Annotated in this window: 22 protein-coding genes; 9 read left to right on the top strand and 13 right to left on the bottom strand. The window is 61.5% G+C overall.

Features of this window, described 5'->3' with window-relative positions; genetic code table 11:
- Positions 1 to 185 precede the first annotated feature (185 nt).
- Positions 186 to 728, bottom strand: a complete 543-nt coding sequence (locus tag D3Y59_RS17575; RefSeq protein WP_119446231.1) for a DUF4136 domain-containing protein — start codon at positions 726 to 728, stop codon at positions 186 to 188.
- Positions 729 to 910: 182 nt separating this feature from the next.
- Here D3Y59_RS17575 and D3Y59_RS17570 point away from each other — a divergent pair, with 182 nt between their 5' ends.
- Positions 911 to 1,231 (top strand): hypothetical protein, encoded by a 321-nt coding sequence (locus tag D3Y59_RS17570; protein ID WP_119446230.1) that lies wholly within the window; start codon positions 911 to 913, stop codon positions 1,229 to 1,231.
- Between the two features lie 115 nt (positions 1,232 to 1,346).
- Positions 1,347 to 2,078, top strand: coding sequence for a L,D-transpeptidase family protein (locus tag D3Y59_RS17565; RefSeq protein ID WP_119446229.1), 732 nt, complete (start codon positions 1,347 to 1,349; stop codon positions 2,076 to 2,078).
- Between the two features lie 5 nt (positions 2,079 to 2,083).
- Here the strand turns inward: D3Y59_RS17565 and D3Y59_RS17560 are convergent, their stop codons facing one another.
- Positions 2,084 to 2,731, bottom strand: a complete 648-nt coding sequence (locus D3Y59_RS17560) for a CatB-related O-acetyltransferase (protein WP_119446228.1) — start codon at positions 2,729 to 2,731, stop codon at positions 2,084 to 2,086.
- Between the two features lie 160 nt (positions 2,732 to 2,891).
- On the opposite strand from D3Y59_RS17560, the gene D3Y59_RS17555 reads away from it, so the two are divergent.
- From D3Y59_RS17555 to meaB, 4 genes are all read left to right on the top strand, one after another.
- On the top strand, positions 2,892 to 3,260 hold the full coding sequence (locus tag D3Y59_RS17555; RefSeq protein ID WP_205590853.1) for a cupin domain-containing protein: 369 nt from the start codon (positions 2,892 to 2,894) through the stop codon (positions 3,258 to 3,260).
- Positions 3,261 to 3,296: 36 nt separating this feature from the next.
- Complete coding sequence (locus tag D3Y59_RS17550; RefSeq protein WP_119446227.1) at positions 3,297 to 3,839, top strand: NUDIX hydrolase; 543 nt, start codon at positions 3,297 to 3,299, stop codon at positions 3,837 to 3,839.
- Positions 3,840 to 4,244: 405 nt separating this feature from the next.
- The gene (locus tag D3Y59_RS17545) at positions 4,245 to 5,348 is read left to right on the top strand and encodes a YncE family protein (protein WP_240410420.1); all 1,104 of its coding nucleotides are present in this window, start codon (positions 4,245 to 4,247) and stop codon (positions 5,346 to 5,348) included.
- Between the two features lie 157 nt (positions 5,349 to 5,505).
- The gene (gene meaB / locus D3Y59_RS17540) at positions 5,506 to 6,483 is read left to right on the top strand and encodes a methylmalonyl Co-A mutase-associated GTPase MeaB (protein ID WP_119446225.1); all 978 of its coding nucleotides are present in this window, start codon (positions 5,506 to 5,508) and stop codon (positions 6,481 to 6,483) included.
- A gap of 10 nt (positions 6,484 to 6,493) precedes the next feature.
- Here the strand turns inward: meaB and D3Y59_RS17535 are convergent, their stop codons facing one another.
- The 7 genes from D3Y59_RS17535 to D3Y59_RS17505 form a co-directional block, all read right to left on the bottom strand.
- Complete coding sequence (locus D3Y59_RS17535) at positions 6,494 to 6,898, bottom strand: VOC family protein (protein WP_119446224.1); 405 nt, start codon at positions 6,896 to 6,898, stop codon at positions 6,494 to 6,496.
- 15 nt (positions 6,899 to 6,913) lie between these two features.
- Positions 6,914 to 9,460 (bottom strand): DUF5916 domain-containing protein, encoded by a 2,547-nt coding sequence (locus D3Y59_RS17530; protein ID WP_119446223.1) that lies wholly within the window; start codon positions 9,458 to 9,460, stop codon positions 6,914 to 6,916.
- Positions 9,461 to 9,695: 235 nt separating this feature from the next.
- Positions 9,696 to 12,191: a M56 family metallopeptidase gene (locus tag D3Y59_RS17525; RefSeq protein WP_119446222.1), complete on the bottom strand. Its 2,496-nt coding sequence runs from the start codon at positions 12,189 to 12,191 to the stop codon at positions 9,696 to 9,698.
- Positions 12,178 to 12,591, bottom strand: coding sequence for a BlaI/MecI/CopY family transcriptional regulator (locus D3Y59_RS17520; RefSeq protein ID WP_119446221.1), 414 nt, complete (start codon positions 12,589 to 12,591; stop codon positions 12,178 to 12,180). The genes D3Y59_RS17525 and D3Y59_RS17520 overlap by 14 nt, the downstream gene beginning before the upstream one ends.
- Before the next feature lie 261 nt (positions 12,592 to 12,852).
- Positions 12,853 to 13,224, bottom strand: coding sequence for a dihydroneopterin aldolase (gene folB / locus D3Y59_RS17515; protein WP_119446220.1), 372 nt, complete (start codon positions 13,222 to 13,224; stop codon positions 12,853 to 12,855).
- Positions 13,225 to 13,401: 177 nt separating this feature from the next.
- Positions 13,402 to 14,406: a DivIVA domain-containing protein gene (locus D3Y59_RS17510; RefSeq protein WP_119446219.1), complete on the bottom strand. Its 1,005-nt coding sequence runs from the start codon at positions 14,404 to 14,406 to the stop codon at positions 13,402 to 13,404.
- Positions 14,407 to 14,515: 109 nt separating this feature from the next.
- A complete protein-coding gene (locus tag D3Y59_RS17505; protein ID WP_119446218.1) occupies positions 14,516 to 15,454 on the bottom strand; it encodes a WD40 repeat domain-containing protein in 939 nt (312 codons plus the stop codon).
- A 122-nt stretch (positions 15,455 to 15,576) separates the two neighbouring features.
- On the opposite strand from D3Y59_RS17505, the gene D3Y59_RS17500 reads away from it, so the two are divergent.
- Positions 15,577 to 16,224 carry a 4'-phosphopantetheinyl transferase superfamily protein gene (locus tag D3Y59_RS17500; RefSeq protein ID WP_162910879.1) on the top strand — a complete coding sequence of 216 codons (648 nt, stop codon included), beginning with the start codon at positions 15,577 to 15,579 and terminating at the stop codon, positions 16,222 to 16,224.
- A 27-nt stretch (positions 16,225 to 16,251) separates the two neighbouring features.
- Positions 16,252 to 16,860, top strand: coding sequence for a redoxin family protein (locus D3Y59_RS17495; protein ID WP_119446216.1), 609 nt, complete (start codon positions 16,252 to 16,254; stop codon positions 16,858 to 16,860).
- 93 nt (positions 16,861 to 16,953) lie between these two features.
- Here the strand turns inward: D3Y59_RS17495 and D3Y59_RS17490 are convergent, their stop codons facing one another.
- From D3Y59_RS17490 to D3Y59_RS17470, 4 genes are all read right to left on the bottom strand, one after another.
- Positions 16,954 to 17,847 carry a transglutaminase-like domain-containing protein gene (locus D3Y59_RS17490; protein WP_119446215.1) on the bottom strand — a complete coding sequence of 298 codons (894 nt, stop codon included), beginning with the start codon at positions 17,845 to 17,847 and terminating at the stop codon, positions 16,954 to 16,956.
- Between the two features lie 1,146 nt (positions 17,848 to 18,993).
- On the bottom strand, positions 18,994 to 20,622 hold the full coding sequence (locus D3Y59_RS17480) for an acyl-CoA carboxylase subunit beta (RefSeq protein ID WP_119446537.1): 1,629 nt from the start codon (positions 20,620 to 20,622) through the stop codon (positions 18,994 to 18,996).
- Positions 20,623 to 20,833: 211 nt separating this feature from the next.
- Positions 20,834 to 21,874 (bottom strand): MlaD family protein, encoded by a 1,041-nt coding sequence (locus D3Y59_RS17475; RefSeq protein ID WP_162910878.1) that lies wholly within the window; start codon positions 21,872 to 21,874, stop codon positions 20,834 to 20,836.
- A gap of 75 nt (positions 21,875 to 21,949) precedes the next feature.
- On the bottom strand, positions 21,950 to 22,783 hold the full coding sequence (locus D3Y59_RS17470) for an N-acetylmuramoyl-L-alanine amidase family protein (protein WP_394340466.1): 834 nt from the start codon (positions 22,781 to 22,783) through the stop codon (positions 21,950 to 21,952).
- Between the two features lie 74 nt (positions 22,784 to 22,857).
- Between D3Y59_RS17470 and D3Y59_RS17465 the strand changes: the two genes are divergently transcribed.
- On the top strand, positions 22,858 to 25,641 hold the full coding sequence (locus D3Y59_RS17465) for a putative LPS assembly protein LptD (protein WP_119446211.1): 2,784 nt from the start codon (positions 22,858 to 22,860) through the stop codon (positions 25,639 to 25,641).
- The last annotated feature ends 38 nt before the right edge of the window (positions 25,642 to 25,679 follow it).

Here is a 25,679-nt window from a genome sequence, read left to right as displayed (position 1 = left end):
GGCCGGTTTGCTCACATACGCACCCTGCCCAATTGCGATGTAGCCGAGCTTGCCCACCACAGCGCTAGCCGGGGAGCGGTAACTCTGGCACCGTGGCCTCCCACCCAAACATTGCGCGCTACACTCCACGCGCGCGCCGGGCCCCGAAAACGACGTAGGCAATGGCGGCGGGCCTACGCGGCGACCTAGGGCTGCTGCGGTTTCACGGGGTAGCGCTCAAACAACTCGGCAATGGCCTCGTCGATGCGCTTGCTGAGGGTTTCGGGTTTGTCGGTGAGCACGCCGGCAACGGCGCCTTCCCACACCTGCTCGTTGCGGGCGGCGTCAACCAGCTCTACGGTGGCGGTGCCTTCCGTGTACTCGCGCACGGGCACCTCTTGGCTGCGCCACGCGTAGCGCCGCTGTCCCAAGTACACGGGCGCGTCGCGGATGGTGGTTTCGCGGGTTTGCACGCGCTGTTGGGTTACAATACCAATGTTCACCCACACATCGGGTTGCTCGGCGCGTTGGTAGCCGCGGCGCTCCAGCTGCGCGGCAATGGCGCTTTTAAGCTCCTCCACCCCGTTAAGCGGGCTCTGAAAAGCCGCTTCGTTGCGGGCCGATACATCCAAGAAGTTGTAGGTACGGTAGGCCGCAAAGTTTACGCCGGGCGCTTCGTTTACCGACTCGACGTTGGTAGCGGTGCAGGCCGACAAGCTCAGCAGCAGCGCAAACAAAAGGGTTTTCATAGCGGGCAGATGGTTGGGTGCGCACAAGCTCGCCTAGGTGCTACGGGCACCCGGCAAACCCAAAACCTTTACGCAGCCGCGCGGCCCACAGATACTTTACCTCGGCCGTTGCCACCTAGGGCAGTTCGGCCGCGCAACGGCGGTTCTGCGTACAGCGCAGTAGTTACCCGCACCGCACGTTTATGCAATCAGATCAAGACTACCCAGTAGGCCCCGGCGGCACGTTCTCGACCAGCCCAACCGGCGTGTACACGCAAATTGAGCAAGACGGCCAAACCATTACCGTTGTAAAACTTCACGACGCCGCCACCCCGCCCGAGCTGCACCAGGCGCTGTCGCAGGGCTTGGGCCTGGGCGCCAACGCCCCGCTGCTGGTGCTGCGCTCCGAAGGCGACGCCGTGCTCGACCACGGCCAGGCCGAGGCACTTTACAACAAGTATCTCTCCACCAAAACCGATGCCGTAGCGGAGGTAACGTGGCAAACCCTGCCCGGCCCCAGGTAGCTTTTGGGCAATGTCAGGCGGCAGCCGCAATCAGTCTAGGTACATTACAATATTTGAATACTAAGCGCAAGCGTGGTAACGTTGAGGTTCCGAATCTGCCTCTCCGCTCCCACCAATGCGCTTATTGCTGTGCCTGCTGCTCTTGCCGATACTCGGCTTTGTGCCTTCTACCGCTCCTACGTTCCGGACCGAGCAAAACCGCTACCCGCGGGTGCGCACCGCCTACACCAACTGCTGGCCCAGGCTGCAGGCCGATTTGCACCGCTTGCACCTGCAACCCGAGCGGCTCGAGTTGTACTTGCGCGCGTTTAAAATTGGACGCCGCCTGGAGGTGTGGGCCCGCAACCAGGGCGAAGGCCGCTTTCAGATGCTGCGGAGCTACTACTTAGCCGGCACCTCGGGCACCCTAGGTCCTAAGCGCCGCGCCGGCGACGGGCAGGTGCCCGAAGGCTTTTACACCGTCGATCGGTTCAACCCGCAGAGCCTGTACCACCTCTCGCTCGGCTTAGACTACCCCAACGCCGCCGACCTCGCCCACGCCGCCCCCAACCCCGGCGGCGACATCTTCATCCACGGCTCCGATGTTACCATCGGCTGCCTGCCCATTACCGATGCGCTGGTGGAGGAGCTGTACGTGCTGGCCGTGGAGGCGCGCGCCGCCGGGCAGGCCGAGCTGCCGGTGCACATCTTTCCCTTCGAGCTGACCGACGAGGCCCTGCAAACGCGGCGCAACAGCCCGCACTACGCTTTTTGGCAGAGCCTGGCGCCCGCCTACCGCTATTTCGAGGCCAACCGTACGGTGCCCGCGGTGGCGGTAACGGAGCAAGGCAGCTACGTGCTGCGCTAACCGGGTTACGCGGCGCGTTCCAGCGCAGCTAGGTCGCGCGAGCAAATGGCGGCTAGGTTGCGGGTTATTTTGGCGGCATCCCAGTTCCACCACGCCACTTGCTCCAGCCGGGCAATGGTGTCGGCATCAAAACGCATGCGTACTACGGCAGCTGGGTTGCCCGCCACCACGGCGTAGGGCGGCACATCGCGCGTTACCACGGCGCGCGTGGCAATTATGGCCCCGTTGCCCACCTGCACGCCGGGCATCAGCAGGGCGTCGTGGCCAATCCACACGTCGTGGCCCACTACCAGGTCGCCTTTGCTGGGCCATTTATCGGGCCCGAATGCCTGCTCCCAGCCCTGCCCGAAAATCGGGAACGGATACGCGGTGAACACATCGGTGCGGTGGTTGCCGCCGTTCATCACAAACTTCGCCCCGCTGGCTATCATGCAAAACCGCCCAATGCGCAGCTTGTCCTGGCTGAAGGGGAAGTGGTAAAGCACGTTTTCCAGGAAACGGTGCGGGTCGCGGAAGTCGTCGTAGTACGTGTACTCGCCTACCTCGATGCGCGGGTCGTTGATGATGTTTTTCAGAAACACCAATCGCTGCTGGCCGGGCATCGGATAGATTGCGGCCGGATCGGGCCCGTGGGCTAAAGCGGGAACTTGCATGGCAGCGGAACGGAGGATTGGGCAAACCGTTTAGGCTGTAAACTACGGCAATTGCCCTAGGTACGCCAGCCGGCAAACGCCCCACAAACCCGTGCAACCGTTGGCGTGTGTCCAACGGGCGCCAACCATTCCACCGTCGTACCATATCGTTTGACACCGCATGACGCTGCAAAAAGTAAACCTGCAAGAGAAACTTAGCTTGTTTCAGGAGCAATGGCGCCCCAAAATTGTGGGCGAGCTAAACGGCCAACACGTAAAGCTGGCCAAGCTGCAGGGCCCCTTTGTGTGGCACCACCACGAGCACGAAGACGAGTTGTTTCTGGTGATTAAAGGCCGGTTGTGCATGGAGCTGCAGGGGCAAGCGCCCATTTGGCTGGAACCGGGCGAGTTTTTGGTGGTGCCGCGCGGCGTGGAGCACCGCCCCGTAGCCGACGAAGAAGTGCACCTGCTGTTGTTTGAACCCGCCGGCACCCTGAACACCGGCAACGTGCAGGGCGACCGAACCGTGGAAAACCTGGAGCGTATTTAGCGCGCTGCCCTAGATTACTCAGCCGCCAATTGCCTCATGCCCGAACCCACCTCAACCGCCACCTTGTGCCCCGCTGCCGTGCTCGTGCCCGTGTACCGCGACGCCGAAGGCGAACTGCACCTGGTGCTGGTGCGCCGTAGCAACTACGGCGTGCACGGCGGACAGCTGGCCTTTCCGGGCGGCAAGCACGACCCCACCGATACCTCGCTGCTGCACACCGCCCTGCGCGAAACCGAAGAGGAAGTGCACCTGCCCGCTTCGGCCATTGAGGTACTGGCCGAATTGCCCGTCATCAGCACCATTACCACGGGCTACCAGGTGGCGCCTTTCTTGGCCCGCATTACGCGCCCCGCGGTGTGGCGCTGGCTAGAGCGCGAAGTAGAAGAGGTACTGGAAGTACGCGTAGCCGACCTTGCCAACCCGGCCCACCACGCCACCGAGCATTGGCAGCTCGAAGGTTGGCCACGCCCCATGCCCATCTCGTTTATCCGCATCGGCGAGCATAAACTTTGGGGCCTGAGCTACCGCATTGTGCGGCCGCTGCTCCCTAGGTTGCTGGCAGGAGATTGGGCGGTGTAAGTGGCCTCACAAGCCCCCCACGGGGCATACCCCCTTTCTTAAGCGTGCCGAAGATCCAGACGAACTAGGCAGAAGCGGCCACAAAGCAGTAGCGCGGAAATCCGTTCCGCGACGCGCCCCGGGCGCGTATCCGTAACCGCGCAAGCCCACATACGCGCCCGGGGCGCGTCGCAGAACGGATTTCCGCGCTACACACCTAGGGCGCGGCGGCGAAGGCGCGAGCCGCAGCCGCCGCAATCGTTGAACGGAATCGTTGCTGACTGTTGCGCCGCGTTGGTACTCCCTCTGCACGGGAGAGGGCCTTGCCTCACAGAGGTCCTGTGACGCATCAGTTTGGCACGCTTTTGCGTTATTAGCCGGCCAAGCCCAACCGCTAACAATCCGGTTGGGCCGTGGCAAATGCACATGCGTTTTCGACTGTTTCCGCTCTTCTTACTACTGCTTGGGGCCTTGAGTGCGCAGGCCCAACAGCAATCTTCTATCTGGTACTTTGGTCAAGAGGCCGGCCTCGATTTCCGGCAGGGAGCACCCACTCCCCTGCTCGATGGCAAGCTGAGCACCTACGAGGGCTCGTCGGTGGCCACTACCTCGCGCGGACAACTGCTGTTCTACACCAACGGCGTTACCGTCTGGAACCGCCAGCACGAGCCCATGCTGAACGGCAAAAACCTGATGGGCAGCAAATCGAGCAGCCAGAGCGCGCTCATCGTGCCCGACCCCGGCAGCGGCAACGTGTTCTACATCTTCACCACCGGCGCCGAGGGCAGCTCCAACGGCATGCGCTACTCCGTGGTTGATATGACGGCCGAAGGCGGCCTCGGCGACGTGAAGCGCAGCAACATGCTGCTGATTTCGCCGGTGGCCGAAAAGCTGGCCGCCGTGCGCCACCGCAACGGCCGCGACATTTGGGTGGTGGGCCACCGCTGGAACTCCAATGCCTTCGTGAGCTACCTCGTTACGCCCGATGGCGTGATTACCAAGCCCAACCTCAGCAACGTGGGGGCCATGCACGCCGGCCCCGGCCGAAATGCCATTGGCTGCATGAAGTTTTCGCCGGACGGCCGCAAACTGGCCGTGGCTATTTGGCGCGAGGCCAACCGCGTGCAGGTGTTCGATTTTGACAATGCTACCGGCAAGGTGAGCAACCCCAAGTCGTATGGCCCCTTCGAGGAAGCTTACGGCGTGGAGTTTTCGCCCGATGGCTCCAAGGTGTACGCCACCAGCAACGGCAACGGCGGCGGCAACGCCCAAGTGTGGCAGGTAGATTTGGCCAGCGGCACCAAAACCGCCGTGGGCAACTCGGCCAACCGCAAAATCGGCTCGCTGCAGCTCGGCCCCGATGGCCGCATTTACGTGGCCCGCGAAGACAACCCTTTCCTAGGTGTAATTGAGAACCCCAACGCCATGGGCAAAGCCAGCAAGTACACCGACGATGGCATCAAGCTCGGCGGCCGGCGCGGCAAGCTGGGGCTGCCCAACTTCATGCAGATTTACTTCCAAAAGCCTTAACGCACCGGGCCGAGCACACAACGCTCGGCCCGGTTTGTTTACAAGCTAACCAAGCGCCCCCTTGCCGTAGCCTACGAGTAAGTATTTTTAGCCACCCAAAGCCGCTGCTTCGTGCTGCGGCTTTGGTTTTCCTGACTGCCTACCTAGCCCTTCCGCTTTGGCCCGACGCCTTACCGCCGAACAATACACCGAAGGCCTGCTTGCCGGCGACCGGCTCGTGCTTAGCCGCGCCATTACGCTCGTCGAAAGCACCTTGGCCTCCGACCACGCGCTGGCCCAGCAAGTACTTGGGGCCGTGCTGCCGCGCACGGGCCGCTCGGTGCGCATCGGCATTACGGGCGTGCCGGGCGTGGGCAAAAGCACCTTCATCGAGGCGCTGGGCATGTACGTGGTAGAGCAGCTGGGTTTGCGCCTGGCCGTGCTGGCCATCGACCCCACCAGCCAGCGCAGCGGCGGCAGCATTCTGGGCGACAAAACCCGCATGCAGCACCTCTCGGCACACGCCAATGCGTACATCCGCCCTTCGCCGGCGGGCCGTTCCCTAGGTGGCGTGGCACGGGCTACTCGCGAGGCCCTGCTGCTGTGCGAAGCCGCCGGCTACGATGTCATTTTCGTTGAAACCGTGGGCGTGGGCCAGAGCGAAACGGCTGTGCACGGCATGGTCGATTTCTTTTTGCTGCTGATGCTGGCCGGCGCCGGCGACGAGCTGCAGGGCGTAAAGCGCGGCATCATGGAAATGGCCGATGCCGTCGTCATCACCAAAGCCGACTCGGGCAACGAGCTGGCCGCCAAGCGCGCCCGCCGCGAATACCAAGGCGCGTTGCACCTGTTTCCGCTGGGTAGCTCGGGCTGGGCGCCGGTGGTGCGCACCTGCTCGGCCCTCACCGGCGAAGGCGTGCCCGGCGTGTGGGAGGAGCTTCAGAGGTACCTCGAGCATGCGCGCGGCAACGGCTACTTCGAGCGCCGCCGCCAGGAGCAAAACCTGCAGTGGCTGCACCACAGCATCCGCGAGGCCTTGGAAGAACGCTTCTATGCCCGCCCCGCGGTGCAGCAGCACCTAGGCGCAATTCGCGAGCAAGTAATGCGCGGCGAAAAATCGGCCTTTGCTGCTGCCGACGAGCTGTTGGACCTGTAACGACCTAGGGCTACTGGGCAGCGCGGGGCTCCAGCAAGTCCCACTTGTTGCCGTAATAGTCGCGGAATACGGCCACGGTGCCGTAGGCTTCGGTGCGCGGCTCCTCCAAAAAATGCACGCCCCGCTCGCGCATGGCGCGGTAGTCGCGCCAAAAGTCATCGGTGTACAGAAACAGGAACACCCGGCCGCCGCTCTGGTTGCCTACGGCTTGCAGTTGCGCTTCGCCTTCGGCCTTGGCCAGCAGCAGGCAGGTGCCCGGCGCAGCGTTGGGCGGGGCTACCAGCACCCAGCGCTTGCCGTTGCCCTGGTCGGTGTCTTCGATCAGCTCGAAACCTAGGACTTGGGTGTAAAACGCAATGGCTTCGTCGTAGTCGCGCACGAGCAAGGCCACGGCACCTAGGCGTTGGGCTTTCATCGGCAAGGGCAAGCGCTAACCGCGCCTGGGGCGCAGGGCCAAGTAGTCGAGGAAGTACAACACCTTGATGGAAATGGAGTTGTTGTGCGGGGTGTTGATGGTGTTGCTGAGGTTGTCGAAGTACAGCGGGGTGGCTTTCTCGGCCTGCAGGAAGGTGGAGCCGGCGTTCTTCCACACCACGCTCACCTGCGAGCCGGGCGCAAACCACCACGAGTACACCGCATCGATGTTGAAGGCGTTGTACGTGTTGTCGCGGTTGCGGCGGTAGTCCACCAGCTCCTCGTCGCCGCCGGGCGAGAGGCGGGCAAAGTCGCGGTAGCGCACGTTGCTGATGTAGTGGCGCGTACGCACTGTCAGCGACATGCGGTTGGTGAAGGTGTAGGCCGTTTGCAGCACGTTCGATACCGTTACCACATTCCGTCGGCCCAGGATTACCTGCCCCAGGAAAGGCTGATCGAGCGGCTCGCTGGTGCTCATGCCGCCGTTCACGTAGCCGATCTGGTTGTGGTTCAGGTTCCAGTCGAGGCTGTAGCGGAAGTTCAGTTGGTTGTTGACGCGGTAGCGCGGCGAGAGGCCAAAACTGACATCGAACCGCCGCGGACGCGGCAACCGGTCGTCTTCGGCATAGGGCACCAGGTTGGCATTCAGGTCCAGCGCCAGCTTTTTCCGGTAGTCCGACGAAACGTAGCCCCCCACCACTGCGTTAGCCGGCCGTCTCACGAAGTAGCGGCCCAGCGGGTACTGGCGGGGCTCGAAGTAATCGCGCGTGACGGGGTACAGCTCGAAGTAAAAGCCCGTGCTGATGAAGTGCTTGGTGAAGGTGGTATTGGCGCCGCCATACACGTTTACGGCCTGATAACGGGTCGGCGAAAACAACAACCCGTAGTAGGTGCCCAGGTAAGTCGAGAGGTTGTTGACCTTCCAGAAGGGCTTAAACTTGTTGTAGCGCAGCTGCAGCTCCTGCGAGATTTTGTTGTTGCCGAACAAAATGCCCAGGTCGTTGGGGTTATAGCGGTCCGACTCGATGCCGTGGCTTAGATTCCAGGTAAAGGCGCCGCTGATTTTGCCTACGCTCAGCGCGTATTTAAATCCGTCGCGGTCGTCGATTTGTTCGTCGGAGCCGAAGCGGTTGCCGCGGCGCCGCGAGTACACCACGCGGCCATCCACGGCGTACGAGTTGCTTTTGTTGGCGAAGCGGAACAGCCCGCCCGTGACGTTGGCGTCGTAGGTTTGGCCCCAGCGCGTAACGTTGGTGTTGATGAGCGAAACGTAGGAGTTGTTTTTCAGCGACTGATCCAGCACCGTAATGTTGTAGTTGCTGAAGGGCTGGGTTTTCACGGTACGCTCGGCACCGGTTTCCTCGTGGCGCAGCGTGGCGTACACGTCGTTGCTTAGGGCGTTGAACACGCCGACGCCCAGGCCCTTGCGCGTGCGCCCCGACACCTTGGTGGCGTTGAGCAGGCGCGTCTCGGCCGGGTTGCGGATGATCTTCTCGTTCTCGCCCGCTTGCACCTGGTAAAAGCCGATGGGCGTGGCCCCCACCCGGCGCGAGTAAAACAAGTTGCCTTTGTTGAAGAGCTCGGTACCTTCAGTGAAAAACTGCCGGTTTTCGGCGAATTGTACCTCGAAGGGCGACAGGTTCAGCACCTGGTTGTCGCTCTGCACCTGCCCGAAGTCCGGCACCAACGTCGCGTCCAAGGTGAAGCTCTCGTTGATGCCCCACTTCACGTCGGCCCCGCCGTTGAACGAAGTCGTGGTGCGCCGTTGCCCCTCCGCGTTCAGGGGGTTGTCGTTCACGTAGCCCGACACGTAGGGCGTGAGCGAGAGGCGCAGGGGCGGCTTGATGTCGCGCAGGTCGTGCAGGGTGCCCCACTGGTTCACGAAGCCGTCTACTTCGGGCCGCAGCTCGTTCCAGAAAAACTTTTGGCGCGTTATCTGGCGTTGGCGCGCAAAGTTGAGGCCCCACACCGGCGCCACGCCGCCCGTAGCGGGCGCGAACCGGATGGCCGAGTACGGAATGCGCAGCTCGGCTACCCAATCGGTGCCCCGAATGGCGGTGCGCGAGTCCCACACGGCGTTCCAGTTGCCGTCTTCGCCGTTGGCGGGCGAGTAGCGCGCATCGAGCTGCACCCCGCCCGAGGTTACGATAAAGCCGTAGCCGTTCTGCTTGTCGTGGTACGTGTCGAGAAATACCCCAAACCAGTCGGAGTTGTTGATGTCGTCGCGCTGGCTGAGCTCGCGCAAAATCGAGTCGGGCGAGATGTCGTGCATCACGGCGCCGATGTACAAGTGCTGGTCGTCGTAGAGCACGCGCACCTCGGTTTTGTGCTTTTCGGGGCGGCCGGGTGTGGGTTGGTTTTCCACGAAATCAGAGGCCACCGGAGCTTGCTGCCAAGCCGGCTCGTCGAGCAGGCCGTCGAGCTTCACGGGCTCGGCAATGCGCAGTGCCTGCAACTGCTTGCCGGGCTTGGCTGCTGCGGGCGCCGCTGGGGCCGGCGTTTGCGCCCTCGCCGACTGCATCCACAAAGCCAATAAACAAAGCAATAGCGTACGAGTAAGCATAGGCAACGGCAGCACAGAAGGGAAACGGTAAATGGCAGATTGGGCTAATAGATGCGTTTTTGGCCCGTACAGTTGCCTGCACCCACCCACATATTTATGTGATGCCACCTGGGCCGCTTGGCGCACCCTTGGTGCCAGGGCTACAAACAAACCGGGCGGGGTAGCTACCCCGCCCGGTTTTGGCCTTTAAGGCTCGGCCTGTGCGCCCAAAAGGCACAACCAAAGCTCCGGCAAATCAGTCTTCTTTCAACACAATGTTAATGTCGACTTTGCCGCCTTTGTCGCCGCCCAGCAGTTTGCGGTATTTGGTGGCGGTGTCGGCCGATTGTTTTTTGCCGTTCACCACCATTTCGTTGTTGTTCAAGCGAAACTCGTAGCTGCGGTCGGCATCGGCAATCAGGTTGTCTTTGCGGAGCTCTTGGCCCAGATCGACGCCGTTTACCATTGTGCTGCGGCGCGGGCCGCGCGGCGCCCTAGGTGCCAAAGGAGGCTGCGGCGGCCGCGGGGCTACCACGCCGGCCCGGGGGGGCCGGGGTGCACGCGGCGGGGCAGGCGGTGCGGGCGGCACCGGCGGCGTTGCGCCGCCGTCGCTCGATGAAATCCAGATATTGGAGTTGCCCGCGCTTCGGTTGATAGACAGCGAGGTAGAACCCGTCATGGTGCGACCGGTGTGCTTGGCCCACAAGTCCAGAAACTTGCGGCGCACGCTCTCGGACTGCTCCTTGCCGTTTACCACCATGCGCGTGTTGTTCAGCAGCAGCTGAAACGAGTTAGCGTCGCTGATCAGGCCTTCTTTGCTGAGCTCCTTGATGAATGCCTCTTCGCCCTCGCGGTACTTCCGTTCCCGTTCGCGGGCTTCGGCCTCTCGCTCCCGAGCACGGGCTTCCCGCTCGCGGGCGCGCTCTTCGTTTACCCGCACGCGTTCTTCGCTGATGCGTACGCGCTCCTCGTTGTAGCGGGCGTGCACTTCGGCTTCGCGGGCGCGCTGCTCGGCGTCGCGTTCGCGCAGCTCGTCGCGGTGCTCGCGCAGGCGGTCAAGTTCGTCCTCAATCCGGTCGCGCTCCTCGTCGCTCAGGTCGCCGCTCAGGCGGGCTTTGGCCAGGGCACGCTCGGCCGATACCAGCGCATCGCGCGAAATCACGCGCAGTTCGCCCTCGGAGGGCAGGTTGCTTAGCTCGAGGTGGCGCAGCTGGGTGCGGAGCTTCTTCTCGTCGAAGCCGTTTTCGAAGCGGAACTCGTAGGTACCCGGCGTAAAGTGGCGGCCGTGGGCGGTGGCCGGTAGCTGAATTACGCGCACCTCTTCGTTGGGCTTGGCTTTGCCCCCGCGGCGGTCGTCGTCGCCGGTTTCCACACGCTGTCCGTTCACGTAAAGCTCTTTCAGGCGGCCTTTTTTGTCTTTCTCAATCACCACGGTGCCCGGCTCGCCGCGGCGGCCGCGGGTTTCGAGGTTACGATCAACCACCACCACGCGCGTGTCGGCGCGGCGTTTGTTTTTGCGCTTGCGTTTGTCGTCGTCATCGTCGTCGTTTACAGCCGTCACGGCGGGCAAAGCAGCGTCGTCGGGGCATGCCTCCACGGGGGGCAACGCAACCTGGGCGGCAGGCATAAAGGGCTTGAGCACGGCTGAGCGCAGCAGGCGCGGCGCCTCAGCAGCTAAGCGCGGGTTGGCCAGGGCGGCAGCCGCCGTAACCGACAGCAATACCAAGCCCGCCATTACCACGCAGGCAGCCATGAAACCTTCGGAGAAAGTGGGCGCCGTGCGGCCTTGCACCAGGCGGCGCACCCGGCCCAGCAACGAGCCCTTGGGCCCCACGGCTGCCATCGTCAGGCGCGGGGCTACGGCCCGTTCAAGACCCAGCTCGGCCAGCGCAGCCAGGGCGCGGGCCAGCACCAGCGGGTCGCCGCAAAGCGAGGCGGCCACGTCGTCGCAGCAGTTTTCGCGCTCCGAGCGCAGCGTGGCCGTCAGGAACCACACCGCCGGATGGTAGAACAACAAGATTTCGGCCACCGATTGCAGCAGGTTCACGAGGTAGTCGCGGCGCACTACGTGGGCCAGCTCGTGGGCCAAAATAGCTTCGAGCTGCAGCGTCGATACCCCGGCCACGGCACCTAGGGGCAGCAGAATTACCGGGCGCAGGTGGCCAATAACCATCGGCACGCGCACCATCGACGACTCCATGAGGGCTACCGGGCGCTTCAGACCGGCGCGCTCGGCCAGGTTGGCCAGGCGGTTTTGCCAGGCCAGACCTAGGGGCTGCGTGCCGTAGTGGCGCAGGCGCTGCACGTAGGCTAGGCCGCCGAGCATGCGCAGGGTCATCGTGAGCAAGCCCATAAACCACAGCGTTACCAGCAGCGGCAGGTGTTGCTCGAGGTAGCGCAGCACCACTTTGGCGCTTAGCGGGCCCTCCTGCGCCAGTATGGCGGCGCCGTTGGCGTTGCTTTGCGCCCCCACTGCATCCGATACCATTACCACGGCCGTAACGGGGCCGGTGCTAGCCCCGGGCAGGGCGGTGAGGTAGTAGCGCACAAACGTAACGGCGGCCAGCAGCACCACCAGCCCGAGGGCGGCGGCCGTGGCACCGTAGCGCACCTGCGGCGAGTGGCGGCGCAGCAGCAGCAGCAAGCCGGCCAGCGCAATGGCCACCACCGCTCCCTGCCACAACGAGTGCAGAATGGTGTAGCCCACAGCCCGCACCAACGCAGGCGTTAGCAAGTTCTCAAGCCAATTCATCGGGGTCGGTGGTTGGGGTTTGGTTGTCGATGCTGTCGAGCAAGTTGCGGATTTGATCGAGCTCCTCGCGGCTGGTTTGGCGGTTGCCGAGGGCCTGCTGCACCAGCTTCAGGGCCGAGCCACCAAAGGCGGCATCGAGCAGGCGGTCGATGAGCATGCCTTGGGTTTCTTGCTCGCGCAAGGCGGCGCGGTACACGTGGGTGCGGCTCGAGTCGTCGCGGGTTACGATGCCTTTTTCGTGCATCAGCTGCAGCAGCTTCAGCGTGGTGGTGTAGCCCACGTCGCGGCGCTTGCTCAGTTCGTCGTTTACAAAGCGCACGGTGTTGGGGCCATGCTGCCACAGCACCTGCAAAATTTCCAGCTCCGATTCCGTCGGGCGCGGTATGTTCTTCTTACTCATTGCTCGGGTGCGTCGTTACGAAACGTTTCGTAACAAACATATACGAAACACATCGTAGAAGTCAAGCAAATGCTACGAATTATTTCGTTCGTCTTGCCGACAGACGCTAATTACCACCGCAGGATGCTTGAGCGCCAAGCCGGTACGGCGGTATTTTCGGCAAAATGAAACCGACTGCTTGCAGTGCAACTTGTGCCGCACAAAAAAGCCCGGCCGGCCGAAGTGGCCAGCCGGGCAATACTTACTTGGGCATACCCGAGCTTACAGAGCTGGAGCGGGGCGCTTGCGCTTGAGCGTAACGCGGGCGCGCTGGCAAATGCCGCCCACCGGTGGGTTGAACTTGGATACGCTGACCTCAACCCAGCGTACGTGGCCAAACTCGTGCAAAATGCGGTCGATGATGCGGTGGGCCAGGTGCTCGAGCAGGCGGGCCGGGGCTTGCATTTCTTCGGCCACCATGCGGTAGAGTACCTCGTAGTTCACGGTTTCGGAAAGGTGGTCGGTGCTGCCGGCGCGGTACAAGTTGGTGCGCACGCGCAGGTCTACCCCGTACTTGTTTCCGATTTTCTGTTCTTCGTCGTAGTAGCCGTGGAAGGCAAAAAACTCCAGTCCTTCAAGCGCAATAAGGCCCATGGGTTCGGCGGTTTCAGTTGGTGAGTTGGCGGGTTGGGGTGTTTTGGCTCCCGCCCGCCTTGGTACCTAGGGTTAATTAAACGTCCGCAAGGCCCGCCCCTAGGTGCCGCGTGCTGCCGCAAAGGAAACAAAAAAGCCTGCCCCGTGAGGCAGGCCTTCTGCTAGCGGCTTTGCGCGCTAAATTTCATCGAAAAACGACTTCTCGGTTTCGGCAACGGCGGCCATGCCCGGGTGCGTAGCCGGCGAAGGCTGCGTGATTTCGGGGCTGCCGGGGCCGATGGGCTGAATGTCGGGGGCGGTGGGCTCGATGCGCGGCGCATCGGGCGAGGGCACGCGCACCGGATCGGGCACGCTGATGCGCGAAGGCTCCGAGATGCCCGGGTTTTCGCTCGGGCGCATCGGATCGATTTCGGGGCCGGGCGCGTGGGCCGGCTCGCCGGGCTGGTTTTGGCGGCCGGGCTGCGGGCCAATGGGGCGGCTGGTGGGTGCGCCGCCGCCGTCGAACGCGCTGCCACCCGTGGCGGGGGCAGCCGACGGAATGTAGGCGGCAGATGAAGCGGAAGGGGCGGACACGTACATGGCAGGTTCGGTTGCGGGCGAGGTGGGTTCCTCGCGTTTAACCTTTACGCTTGCGGCCTTCGAAAGGATAGCGGCCACGGCACCGCGGGGGCGCTGCTTGGCTTGGTCTACCTTTTCCTGCACGCTGCCGGTGAGTTGCTGCAAGTCACGCACGAGGGTATCGTACAAGCCCTCGAGGCGTTGGTGCTCCTGCCCTAGGTGGTTTACCTCGCCCTGCATGTCGGCCAGGGCCTGCTCGGCCTGCTGGTAGGCGTCGTCTACCACCGAGCGGGCCTTTTGCCGGGCTTCGGCCAAAATCTGTTCGGCCATGCCCTGGGCTTCGCGCAGCTTTTGGTCGGCCGATTTTTGCGCCTGTTCCACCATGTTGGTGCTGGTGTCTTCGGCGGTTTTGAGGGTGCGGTACAGCGAGGTTTCCACTTCGCGCATGCGCTGCACATCGTGCTGGGCTTGCTCAAGCTGGCGGCGCAGCTCGCGGTTTTCGTCGGTCATCCGCTCCCACTGCTGCGAAAGCGTGAGCAGGAAGCCTTCTACCTCGTCTTTATCAACACCCCGAAAGGCGCGCTCAAACGTTTTCTGGCGGATATCGAGAGCGGTAATTTTCATGAAAAGGTACTAGGTACTGGGTACTGAGTAGTTGGTATTGCGTGGTTGCGGATGCTGATTGCGGGCTGACTACCTAGGGCGTTTATTGCCTGTTCAACCCCACTTCTGCTCACTGGCTACTCATTTCAACCTGCCACACGGCCAGGCTGCGGTCGTCGCTACACGAAACTAACCTATTCTGCCGCCCCGACCAAAACAGCCGGTTTACCGAGGTGCCGTGCCCGGCGTGGCGGGCTTTATCCAATACGCGCAGCAAGCGGCAGGTATCGGCGTCCCACAGCTTAATGCTTTTATCCATACTGCAGGTGGCCAGCATGCGGGCATCGGGGCTGAAGGTGAGGTGGTTGATGGCAAACAAATGCGCTACCACCGTGTGCACTTCGGCGTAGCCTTGAGTGGCATCGTACACGCGCAAGTGGGCATCGCGCCCGGCCGAGTACAGCAGGCTGCTTGTGGGGTGATAAGCCGCTGTAAATACCGAGTTGGTAGCGGCCGTGAGGGTATGCTTAAGCTGCAGCGTATCGGCATCGAGGATGCGCAGGCGGTGGTCGGAGCCGCCCACTGCCAGCTCACCGAGGGTTTCGTTAAGGCTCAGGCAACGCAGGCTTTTGTCGGAAAGGCGCACGAGGTGCTCCAGGCCAAAATCGGTGGTGCGCAGCACGGCCAGCGTACCATCGCCGAGGGCCACAAACAGCCGTTGCCGCTGGGCCGAGTAAGCAAAATCGAAGATGGGCGCCGGGGGCAGCGCCGTGGCGTGCAGCAGGGCTTTATCGGCCAGGTTAATCACCTGCACGCCTTGGTAGTTGTGGCCCACAATGAGCAGTTGCCGGCTGGGTTCATGGTGCAGGGCGTACACCGAGTTTTCTACCTTGGCAATTAGCTGGCCGTCCTGCTCGGGCGCGTCGATGCTCCAGCTGGCCACCATGCCATCGGCGCCCGACGAGAAAAACGTGCGCTCGGCCGCGTGCCCGGCCAGGGCGTACACACAGTCGCGGTGGCCGGTAAGCTGGGCCAGTTTCTGCACCTGGGGGCGCTGGGTGATGTTCATGAGCAAGCGGGTTGCCACCTAGGGCGGCACAATTTGGCAGCGCGAAAGTACGGCCAAGTGCCCGCCTACACCGTAATTGCCTCCGAATTCGCTTGCTTTCGTGCGCTCCTACCCTACCACCTGTGCCGCTTCATAGCCTCACCGCCACCCCCGATGCTGCTTTGCTGGGCTTGTGGCGCCTTACCGAGCCCGCCGACGAGCTGCTAACGCGCCTGCCCGGCGAATACGCGGCCTGGCTGCCTGCGGGCCGCGACCCGGAGCGCCCGCGCCAGTGGCTGGCCGGCCGCGCCCTGGCCCACGAGCTGCTGCGCGAGCTTACCGACGCCCCCACCCTGGTGCGTACCGACGCCGGCACGGGCCAGCCGCTGGTAGCGGGGCTACCCGGCGCGGGCATATCACTGTCGCACTCGGGCGAGTGGGTGGCAGCCCTGCTCACGCCCCAGGGACGAGTTGGCATAGATGTTGAACAAGTGCGGCCCAAAGCACGCCAACTGGCTACCAAGTTTTTGAGCGAAGCCGAGCGCCTCGATGCCGGCCCCGACGAAACCAAGCACAGCCTATACTGGAGCGCCAAAGAAACCCTTTACAAACTGCACAGCCGCCGCCGCCTTTTATTCAAGGAGCACATTCAGCTCGAGCCCTTTGCCTTGCAAGCGCAGGGCACGCTTACTGGGCACTTGCTCCCGCCCCACGAGGCCCCCTCGCAACACCTGCTCCGCTACGAGCGCCTTGCTAATGATTGCGTACTGACGTGGTGCGTGGCTTTGTAAAACCTCTCGAATCCTTCCCTCTGTCATATGTCGTTCCGACGCCTTACCCTGCTAACTGCCGCCCTGCTGCTTACCGCGGCCGCACTGGCCACCACGGCCCGCGCCCAAACGGCGCTGGTTACCGACTTCTCCCTCACGAAGGCCAACAACACCAGCCTCAACCTTAGCTCCCTGGCCAGCAGCAAAGCCGTGGTGGTGGTGTTCACCAACCCGGCCTGCCCTTTCTCGCGCCTGTATCAAAACCGCCTAGGTGCCCTGAGCAGCAGCTATGCCAGCCGGGGCGTAGAGTTCTTGTTCGTAACAGCGCCTATCAACATCGAGCAAACGGCCGAGGCTCTCGACGCGGACAAGCTGAAGGTGAAAACCTCGGCCGGCCCCGAATTGCAGTACCTCACCGACGAAGGCCTGAAAACCGCCGCTTTGCTCGGCGTCAGCAAGACGCCCGAGGCGGTGGTGCTGCAGCCGGCTGCTGGTGGGTTTGTGGTGCGCTACCGCGGCGCCATCGACGACAACCCGCAGATGGAATCGTATGCCAAAGACCGTTACCTCAAAAACGCCCTCGACGCGGTACTGGCCGGCCACAACGCGCCCATCGCCGAAAAGCGCGCTTCGGGTTGCCTAATCAAGAAGAACTAAGCACCGGCGCCCTAGGTGCTGCTGGCCCGCAACACCAAAAGGCCCGCCTCGGACAATACCGCGGCGGGCCTTTTTGTTGAGTTCATCAAACGTCTATTCTTGGCCCGATTCGTCGTCGGCTTCCTCGTTGGGCGAGGCCGTAGGCGTGTCGTCGCCGGTCAGGATAGCCAGCAGCTTGTTTACCTCGTTGGCTTTGTGCGGCTCCTGCATCTTCTCGAAGCTCACGGCGAGGTTGCGCAGGGCGCGGCGCACAATATCGAGGTGCGAGCAGGGCTCGAAGAAGATTTCGTTGGGCGGCAGGTTGAGCTGCGCCACGTAATGCTCAATGTCGGTGCGCGTCAGGATTAAGCCGCGGTTATAGCAGTTGATGTAAAACGGCTGCTCTTCGGCTTGCTCAGGCCGAAACGTGAGGATGAACAGGTTGGGCAAGTTCACGCCGAACACGGGCAGCCCCAAGCGCTGCGCCACCAGCAGGTAAATCACGCACAGCGTAAGCGGGTTGCCCCGCCTCGACTCCAGCACCAAATGCAGCATGGAGTTGGCCGGCGCATGAAAGTTTTGGGTATTGGCCGCAAACCGGTGCACCCGAAACAGCACATGGTTGAGGGCCCGCGCCTGCTCAATAGCCGTCATTTCGGCCCGCAGCATCGTCCAGGTTTCGTAGCGCAGCTGCTCAATGGCGCGGTTCAGCGCCTGCAGGTCGGCATCGGGATATTGGTACGAGTTGATGAGCCACATGCCCTCGAGCAGGTTTTCGCCGCCCGAGTCGCGCCACACGCGCAGGCGCTCCTGCAAACCCGAAAATTGCAGGTCGTGGATGAGCTCCTCCAGCCGCGTTTGCTGCTGCGAATCGAGGCTTTCCTCCCAGGCCTCCTCCAGAAACGGTATCACGCTCTCCCCCAGCTCGTGGATGCGCTCTTCAATCTGGGGCCGGATTTCGGCGTCGTCGAGCAGCGAGATAAGGGCTTTGATTTCTTTATTCGTCATCCAAATCGGGGCGCTAAACCAACCCTGGCCCGCTTAGCGCGGCGGTTTACGGTCGGTAAAGATAATGTAGAAATAGACGGCGAATTAGGCGAAAAGTTAGCCGCTTGCAGTGGCTAGGCGCGCCTAGGTGGTTGCTGCCTCGCGCCGCGCAGCACGCGTAGCCTGGTGTGGCTATTGTCAACGTGCCACACCTAGGGCCCTCAACGTAACTTCAGTCGGGTTAGAAGCCAGCTACCCGCAGCACTTGGTCATCGGGCGCACAGCAATTTCCGCAACGCACAACGCGCCGCACGCCTGCGGCTTCCAAGGCATCAACCAGCCATTCGGCTACGCTTTTCTTCGCCATCTTCTTCAAGGGTTTGAAGATGGCTATACGCGCGCCCTAGGTTAGCGGACGCACTAAGGTTGGAGGAGCAACCCTAAGCGAAGAGTATCACCTATCCTCTTTGCATCTATAGTGCCAGATGCTAGTATCCGGCTTAGCCACAGAGAAGCGTTGGTTCACTTTTATCTTAACTGTCCAAGTCGAATCCTGATCGGATTTACGATAGGAGGCATCGATCCTGATTTGCCAAGTTGTATCATTCAAACGCCAACCTTCTAGTACGCCCTTACGGATATTAGCTGTAATCATATCCTCAGCAGCGCAGAAGCAACTCGTGCCATCTATAAGCTTAGCACTCAGAAGTTGCTTATCCACGTACCGAAAGTGCGGCTTACCTACAGGAACTTCGAAAAACACTATGTCCTGCCACTCGTCGTCAATGACGATGTCGACCATCTTCTTTTGCTTCTCATCAAAGTGCCGTGGGTCATTATCGCGGGAAAAGTAAAAGACCTGCTTGTTCTTGTGCGCGCGCATCCCAATAGTAGTGACATCATTGAATGTGCTCCGAAAGCGCAAACCACAAGGCAGTGTTAGCCGAGGGTAATCTCCACTACGCATCAATTGGTATGCTGGGTAGACGTATCCAGCCTCCCTGCTCGCTACAGAATCTACTCGATCCCAGATGCCATCTGGCGGCGGCGGAGGCAAAGGCGGCTTTATACTAGGTTCCGATACCTCTTTAACGGTCGATTCCTGCTTGACAGAGCATGAGCCCAGCCAAACAGGAATCGATAGAACCAATAAGAAATGGCTCCACATCACACCTGAATCACACCCACGTTGTAGGGTTTCTCAACGGGCGCGTGGTTGGCCATCCGGATACCTTCCGAAATCACTTTACGGGTTTCCAATGGGTCAATCACGGCATCAACCCACAGGCGGGCGGCGGCATAGTACGGCGAGAGCTGCTCGTCGTAGCGAGCCTTGATCTTGTCGAACATTTCCTTCTTGGCCTCTTCGGTCAGCTTTTCGCCTTTGCCTTCGGCGGCGGCTACCTGAATTTGCAGCAGCGTGTTGGCCGCAGCGGCACCGCTCATTACGGCTAGCTGGGCGGTGGGCCAGGCCACAATCAGGCGCGGGTCGTAGGCTTTGCCGCACATGGCGTAGTTGCCGGCGCCGTAGCTGTTGCCCAGGATGACGGAAAACTTGGGCACCACCGAATTCGACATGGCATTCACCATCTTGGCGCCGTCCTTGATAATGCCGCCGTGCTCCGACTGCGAGCCCACCATGAAGCCCGACACATCGTGCAGGAACACCAACGGAATGCGCTTCTGGTTGCAGTTCATGATGAAGCGCGCTGCTTTGTCGGCCGAGTCGGAGTAGATAACGCCGCCCATTTGCATGGCGCCCTTTTTCGTCTTCACGATTTTGCGCTGGTTGGCCACAATGCCCACAGCCCAACCATCGATGCGCGCCAGCCCGCAGATGAGCGACTGGCCGTATAGGTCTTTGTAGGGCTCGAACTCCGAGTTATCCACCAAACGCTTGATGATGTCCATCATGTCGTAGGGCTTCACGCGGTCGGAGGGCAGCAGGCCGTAAATCTCCTTGGGGTTCTCGGCCGGCACGGCGGGAGCTTTGCGGTCGAAGCCGGCCGTGGGCGTGGCGCCCATTTTGTCGAAGATGTTGCGGATGTGGTCGAGGCACTCCTGGTCGTTGGCGAACTTGTAGTCCGTCACGCCCGAAATCTCGGAGTGGGTAGTAGCGCCACCTAAGGTTTCGTTGTCGATGCTCTCGCCGATGGCCGATTTCACGAGGTACGAACCCGCTAGGAACACCGAGCCGGTGCCATCTACAATCATGGCCTCGTCGGACATGATGGGCAGGTAGGCACCACCGGCCACGCACGGGCCCATGATGGCGGCAATCTGCACGATGCCCATGGAGCTCATCACGGCGTTGTTGCGGAAGATGCGGCCGAAGTGCTCTTTATCGGGGAAAATTTCGTCCTGCATGGGCAGGTACACGCCCGCCGAGTCGACGAGGTAAATGATCGGTAGCTTGTTCTCAATGCTAATTTCCTGGGCGCGCAGGTTTTTCTTAGCCGTGATGGGAAACCACGCGCCAGCTTTCACGGTGGCGTCGTTGGCCACAATCACGCACTGGCGGCCTTGCACGTAGCCTATTACCACCACCACGCCGCCCGAGGGGCAGCCGCCCTCTTCGGGGTACATGCCTTCGCCGGCAAACGCGCCAATCTCTACCGTAGCCGAGCCTTCGTCGATGAGGTACTCAATACGTTCGCGGGCCGTTAGCTTGCCTTTGGCTTTGTGGGCTGCAATGCGCTTTTCGCCGCCGCCAAGGTGCACCTTTTTCAGGCGCTGGCTTAGCTGAAACACGAGTTGCTTGTTGCTGTCTTCGTTCTTGTTGAACTCCAGGTTGATCTTCTGGTCGGGCTGGGGAGTAGCGGGTTGATTCACGGGCGGTAAGTGGGAATGCAGATGGGGCGAATGGGCCGTTTGCGCAGGCCGCTTTCAAAGGTAGGAAAACAAAAAACCTAACGAGCGTTCGTAGCCCGTTAGGTTTTTTGTTTGTGGCATCAAGCAACGGCTGGCGCAAGGGCTGCCTCCAAGGGTGGCCATGGGCCAGCGGCACCTAGGGCTTCACGGCCGTGTCAACCGGAGCAACTTGCTGCTGCGTTACGGTTTTGGTTTCGCGCTCCACGGTGCCGTCGGGCTTTTGCTCGGTTTCGGTTTTTTGCTTGGTCTTTTTCTCCTTACCGCCTCCGCCAAACACCGAGAAATGCACGTAGCGCTTGGGATTGGCTTTCAGATCGACCAGCAAGGCGTTGGAGCTGGCGGCCGTTTTGTTGAGGTTGGTGTAGAGCGAGTCGTCGTTCATCAGCTTACCCAGGGAGCCTTTGGTGCTGGTAAGCGACTGGTTCAGCTGCTTCATGGCGGCTTGCGCCTCCGTTACGGTGGTGTTCAGCTTGCGCACCGTGCCGGCCATGGGCGCGTTTTTCAGCGTGTCGGTAATCAGGGCCAGGTTGGTAGCCAGCCGGTCGAACTTGCGCTCCGTCACGTTCAGCGAACGGGTAAGCTCGGCCATGTTGGCGGTAATCTGGTTGATGTTGCGCTGGTTCATCACCAGCAGGTTCTTCATGGCCTCCGTCGAGGCCTGCGTGTTTTGCAGGGTTTGCTGCAAGCTCAGGCGGGCTTCTTTGCTCAAAAACTGGTTTACCTTGATGAGCGTGCTGTCCACGGTGCCCAGCACCGGCAGGGCTTTGGCCTGAAACGCATCGGTGAGGCTGGCCGCGTGGTACGAGCGCAGCTCCTGGCCGCCCTCGTACACCTTGGTGTTGCGGCCCTGCAGCAGCGTAATGGTTTTCGAACCTAGGAGCGAGCCCGACAGGCTGGCCACGGTGGAGTCGCCCACCTCGACGCGCTGCTGAATTTCGATGGCCACCCGAATCCGGTTGTTCTTCTCGGGTTGTAACTCCAGGTTTTTTACCTGGCCCACCTGGATGCCGTTGAGCATGACGGGCGCCGACAGGTGCAAACCATCGACGTTGTCGTAGGTGGCGTAGAAAGTGCGGTCGTTAGAGAATACGTTGCTGCCTTTCAGAAATCGAAAGCCGATGAATAGTGCCACGAGGGCAACGACGGCCAACAGTGCAACTTTGGCTTCTTTGGACACGGAGATGGCGGGAAGGAAGAGAGATAATGCGGACTGCCGGCGCGCCGGCGGCGCAAGATGGCAAGCAGCGGCCATTTAATTGCCGGCACTGCCGGCTTCCAGCTCTTGCTTGTACTTGCGGAACGCCCGGTAGATACCCGAAGCCATATACGTTTGGCCGGCTTTATCGTTCAGATATCGTTCCTCGGTGGGATTGGTAAGAAAGCCGGCCTCGATGAGCACCGACGGCATGGTGCTTTTCCAGAGCACCAGAAACCCGGCCTGCTTTACCCCGCGCGAAGGCCGCCCCACCGAAGTGCGAAACTCATGATCGACCTTGGCCGCGAAACGCAGGCTGTTGTCGATGTGGGCGCTTTGGTAAAGGGAAAACAAAATGTGGCTTTGCGGTGAGCTGGGGTCGAAGCCAGCGTAGCGCTCCTTATAATTGTCTTCTTGCAGAATTACGGCGTTTTCGCGTTTGGCCGTGGCCAGGTTGGCTTCCGTTTTGTGCGCGCCCATTGTCCAGACCTCGGTGCCGCGGGCGGCGGAGGGGCCGGCGTTGCAGTGCACCGAGATGAACAGGTCGGCGTTGTGCTTGTTGGCAATGCCCGCGCGGTCGGCCAGCTCCACAAACTCGTCGGTTTTGCGCGTGTAAATCACCCGCACCTCCGGCATGTTTTCTTCGATCTGCCGACCTAGCTCCAGCACAATTTTCAGGGAGACATCGGCTTCGCGCGCCGATTGCCCGGCGCAGCCCCGGTCTTTGCCGCCGTGGCCGGCATCGAGCACCACCGTGCGCAGCCGAAAAACGTTGGCCGTAGTTGTGGCCCGCGTCGTATCAGTTGGCTGGCCAGGCACCTGCTGCACGCTGGCCGCCGGACCGGCTAATAGCGCCAGCAGCGCCGTACCGAGAAGGACAATATTCCGCACAGAGTTCGTTAGATGGGGCAGCTACCCGCTACTTTTGCACACTTAAGCCACAAAATAAAGCAATTCTGCTCTACGTGACTCTTATTGGGGCGCATTATCAAACGCTATGCCGCAACCGCCGCGCGCAGCCCTGGCTGCTGTTGTTGGGTTTGCTGTTGCTGCTTTGCTCGCTGAGCTTGCCGGCGGCGTGGGCGCAGCAGCGGCCCGGCCGCACCACGCCCGCGGCCGTTCGGCCCGATACCATTCGCCGCACGCTCGATACGGTGCGCGTGGTAACCCGTAAGGGCGACATCGAAACGACCGTAAAGTACCAGGCCAAAGACTCCATCCGCTTCAACGTACAGGAGAAAAAGGCCACGCTCTACGACAAGGCCAACGTCGATTACGGCGACATGTCGTTGAAAGCCGGCGTCATCACCGTCGATTACAACCAGAACATTCTGACAGCCGAGGGGCTGAAGGACTCGACGGGCCGCGTGCGCGACAAACCCGTGTTTAAAGACGCGGCCGAAACCTACCAGGCCGGGCGCATTGCTTACAACTTCAAAACCCGCAAAGGCAAGATATCGGAAGCCATAACCCAGCAGGGCGAAGGCTACATCCATGCCGATGTGGTGAAGAAAAACGAGCTGAACGAGATTTACGGCCTGCGTGGCCGCTACACCACCTGCAACCTCGAGCATCCGCACTTCTTCATCAACGCCAGCAAGATGAAGGTGGTGCCGCGCAAGCAGGTGGTTACCGGCCCGTTCAACCTGGTTATCGGCGACATACCCACGCCCCTAGGTTTCTTATTCGGCTACTTCCCCAGCCCGGGCAAAAGCCGGGCTTCGGGTTTCATCATTCCCACTTTCGGGCAGGCCGTCGACCGCGGCTTTTACCTCACAAACGGTGGTTATTATTGGGCCATCAACCAGTACCTAGGGCTGCGCGTAACGGGCAACGTGTACTCGGGCAGCGGCGTGGCGTTTGGCGGTTGGGGCGTAAACACCGACCTCACCTACCGCAAGCGCTACCGCTACGACGGCCGCCTCGACTTCAGCTACTCGCGCCGGCCGGCCGGGCAGTTGCTCCGCTCCGAATCGGTGAATACCGACCCCAACATTCGGCGCAACTTTAAGCCGCGCACGTTTTGGTTGTCCTGGACGCATACGCCTACCCCACGCCCAGGCGGCGGCCGTTTTTCGGCCAACGTGCGCACGGGCAGCCCCGAGTTTAACCAGCAGAATACGCTGGACGTGCGTAATTACCTAACGCCGGCCTTCAACTCCACCGTCAGCTACCAGAAACAGCTGCGCAACCTGCCCATCAATTACGCGGTGCAGGCAGCGCAGGACCTGAACACCATTACCGGCACCGTTAACCTAACACTGCCCGACGTAACGGTGGGCGTGCAGCGCCAAAACCTGTACCGCTTGTTTGGCTTGCCCACGCGCGGCGCCGTTTACGAGCAGTTTGCGGTGGCCTACCAAATGACGGGGCAAAACCGCCTGACCAACGTGGAGCAGGCCCGGGTGCTCGAAGCTGGCATTCCGCTGCTGGGCGGCGAGGCGCAGTCGCGCACCATTCCGGTGCGCTTCGACAACCTGCGGCCTTTTTTGCGCAACGCGCAAACGGCCGTGCAACACCGCTTCGACGTCACCCTAGGTCAGTTTTCGGTGCTGAAGCATTTCTCCTTCACCCCCACCGTCAACTACGGCCAAACTTGGTTCAACAAGCAGCTGGAGTACAAGTACGTGCCCGCAGCCCGGGCCGTCCGCATCGACACGGTACGCGGGTTCAACGTGGTGCACAACCTCTCGTATGGGGCTTCGCTTTCGACCAACCTCTACGGCACGGTCAACTTTAAGCCGGGCGGTAAAATTCAGGCCATCCGGCACCGGTTGGCGCCGAGCATCAACTTTACCGGTTCGCCCAACTACCAGGGCAGCAAGCGGCTGTTCAACGAGGTTACGCTTGGCGATTTGCGCAATTCCTCGGGCCAGTTGTTTGGGACGCGCAATTTCTCGCGCTACGCGGGTTTCCCGTTTGCGGTGCCGTCGGGCGGGCGCGTCAGCCAAATCAGCTTTGGAGTGCAAAACCAGGTTGAAATGAAGGTGCGCAACAAGCAGGATACCACCGGCAACCAGCCTTACAAGAAAGTAAGCCTGATCGACGGCTTCGATTTGAACTCGGGTTACAACTTCGCGGCCGACTCGCTGCGGCTGGCTCCGCTTTCGGCCAGCTTCCGCACGCAGGTAGCCCAAAAGCTGAACTTGCTCGTGTCGTCGTCGTTCAATTTCTATCAGCGCGACTCCACCGGCCGCCTCATCGACCGGTATTTGTTTGAAACCAAGCGCCTGGCCCGCCTCGATAATGCCGCGGTGCAGCTCACGTACCAGTTCGACAGCAACCGCCGGCCGGGCCAGCCCGGCAACCGCCAGCAGCGCATGGCCCCCACCAACGACCCCGTGCTGGGCAACCCCAACCAGCCCGATTCTTACATCGATTACCTCGATTTCTCGATTCCGTGGACGCTGAATGCCTCGCTGGGTGCCTTGTACCAAGACCCCGGACCTAGGCTGAGCCGCCCCGACCAACCCCGGCCCCGCGCGTGGGCCACCGTGGCCATGACGGTGAGCGGCGAAATCAAGCTCACCGACAAAATGCGCTTTAGCTACAACTCGGGCTACGATTTTGTATCAAACAAAATCACCCTCACGCAGCTCAACTTCTTCCGCGATTTGCACTGCTGGCAGATTACGGGCACCTGGACGCCGGTGGGGCAAATCCAGGGCTTTAGCGTCACCATCGGGGCCAAATCGGCCTTGCTGCAGGATTTGAAACTGAACCGCAACCGCACCTTCCTGAATCGGTAGGTTCTGGGGTCTTGGGGTCTTAGTGGCTTGGATTGTTC

This window comes from Hymenobacter oligotrophus, from assembly GCF_003574965.1.
GTDB lineage: Bacteria > Bacteroidota > Bacteroidia > Cytophagales > Hymenobacteraceae > Solirubrum > Solirubrum oligotrophum.
The sequence above is the reverse complement of the archived record's forward strand: the minus strand, read 5'-3'. Positions and strand labels throughout refer to the sequence as shown.

Excerpts from the sequence above, each read along its gene's own strand:
- D3Y59_RS17530 (WP_119446223.1), bottom strand. The coding sequence starts at position 9,460 with ATGCTTACTCGTACGCTATTGCTTTGTTTATTGGCTTTGTGGATGCAG.
- D3Y59_RS17490 (WP_119446215.1), bottom strand. The coding sequence starts at position 17,847 with ATGACGAATAAAGAAATCAAAGCCCTTATCTCGCTGCTCGACGACGCC.
- D3Y59_RS17525 (WP_119446222.1), bottom strand. The coding sequence starts at position 12,191 with ATGAATTGGCTTGAGAACTTGCTAACGCCTGCGTTGGTGCGGGCTGTG.
- D3Y59_RS17560 (WP_119446228.1), bottom strand. The coding sequence starts at position 2,731 with ATGCAAGTTCCCGCTTTAGCCCACGGGCCCGATCCGGCCGCAATCTAT.
- D3Y59_RS17495 (WP_119446216.1), top strand. The coding sequence starts at position 16,252 with ATGTCGTTCCGACGCCTTACCCTGCTAACTGCCGCCCTGCTGCTTACC.
- D3Y59_RS17505 (WP_119446218.1), bottom strand. The coding sequence starts at position 15,454 with ATGAACATCACCCAGCGCCCCCAGGTGCAGAAACTGGCCCAGCTTACC.
- D3Y59_RS17545 (WP_240410420.1), top strand. The coding sequence starts at position 4,245 with ATGCGTTTTCGACTGTTTCCGCTCTTCTTACTACTGCTTGGGGCCTTG.
- D3Y59_RS17555 (WP_205590853.1), top strand. The coding sequence starts at position 2,892 with ATGACGCTGCAAAAAGTAAACCTGCAAGAGAAACTTAGCTTGTTTCAG.
- folB (WP_119446220.1), bottom strand. The coding sequence starts at position 13,224 with ATGGGCCTTATTGCGCTTGAAGGACTGGAGTTTTTTGCCTTCCACGGC.
- D3Y59_RS17550 (WP_119446227.1), top strand. The coding sequence starts at position 3,297 with ATGCCCGAACCCACCTCAACCGCCACCTTGTGCCCCGCTGCCGTGCTC.
- D3Y59_RS17575 (WP_119446231.1), bottom strand. The coding sequence starts at position 728 with ATGAAAACCCTTTTGTTTGCGCTGCTGCTGAGCTTGTCGGCCTGCACC.
- D3Y59_RS17565 (WP_119446229.1), top strand. The coding sequence starts at position 1,347 with ATGCGCTTATTGCTGTGCCTGCTGCTCTTGCCGATACTCGGCTTTGTG.
- D3Y59_RS17510 (WP_119446219.1), bottom strand. The coding sequence starts at position 14,406 with ATGAAAATTACCGCTCTCGATATCCGCCAGAAAACGTTTGAGCGCGCC.
- D3Y59_RS17570 (WP_119446230.1), top strand. The coding sequence starts at position 911 with ATGCAATCAGATCAAGACTACCCAGTAGGCCCCGGCGGCACGTTCTCG.
- D3Y59_RS17535 (WP_119446224.1), bottom strand. The coding sequence starts at position 6,898 with ATGAAAGCCCAACGCCTAGGTGCCGTGGCCTTGCTCGTGCGCGACTAC.
- D3Y59_RS17520 (WP_119446221.1), bottom strand. The coding sequence starts at position 12,591 with ATGAGTAAGAAGAACATACCGCGCCCGACGGAATCGGAGCTGGAAATT.